At 40.9% G+C, this 873-nt stretch carries 1 protein-coding gene and 1 pseudogene; both read left to right on the top strand.

From position 1 onward, the window contains the following. Positions 1-250, top strand: a pseudogene (locus WG89_RS31855) (IS1595 family transposase); the annotation flags it as partial. Between the two features lie 440 nt (positions 251-690). Next, positions 691-873: transposase (locus WG89_RS29975; RefSeq protein ID WP_479686493.1), on the top strand; the 183-nt coding region annotated here is incomplete at its 3' end.

An 873-nucleotide genomic window follows, 5' to 3' on the forward strand; every position in this document is an offset into this window, starting at 1 on the left:
CTATGGGCATAAGTCTGTCTGCCATGGAAAGGGGGAATACGCAAGAGATGAAGACGGTGATGGATTTCATGAAGTTCATGTCAACACAATGGAAGGGTTCTGGTCTTTGTTGCGATCATGGTTACGACCGCATAGAGGGATTTCACAGGAAAAACTGCCTTTGTATCTTGGTTTTTTTGAGTGTTTGCACAATATCAGACGACGGGGGAAAGCCGCTATTTCTGGGTTGCTGGAGATGCTTCTGAGTTAACTCCCTGAAACCCATAATGAGCCTAATTTTTTACTTGTAGAGTATGAGGAAGGTTCGACAAGTGTTGATATTACTGAGCATGATATAGATCTGGAAGGCTTTTCCACAATTAGAATAAATAAAGTTAAAACTGATAACTTTTCTGAAATTTACTCAGCATTATCTAATTTGGTTCTTCCGATCTCTGCTATGGATATACGGAAAGTCCAAAGCGTTGTAAGAGATATATATACTGGTGGGGATATTAAGGTCAATATAACAGAAGACCTTGATTCTCTTGATAACAGGGATAAAATCATAGCAATAGGCTCACCAAAAACAATTCAGTATCATTACCAGACTGCTGCAGAAATGATGTCGAACTATTTTGATATCTTAGGGAAGGTGTGAACAAGTTCCTTGTGAGCTAATCTACCATCAGCTCATATTTGGAGTTCACCATGAAGAATCAGCTCACGTTTGCCGACTGCGAGTTCACCCAAAAAAAGCGACAGACTCGTAAAGAGAAGTTCTTACTCAGAATGGAGAAGCTGATTCCCTGGTCTCGATTAGAAGCCGTCATTGAGCCTTTTTATCCAAAGCCAGGTAATGGAAGACGCCCTTACCCGCTAGCAACCATGTTG

Origin of the sequence: Endozoicomonas arenosclerae (assembly GCF_001562015.1) — a bacterium.
In the GTDB taxonomy this organism is placed as follows: domain Bacteria; phylum Pseudomonadota; class Gammaproteobacteria; order Pseudomonadales; family Endozoicomonadaceae; genus Endozoicomonas_A; species Endozoicomonas_A arenosclerae.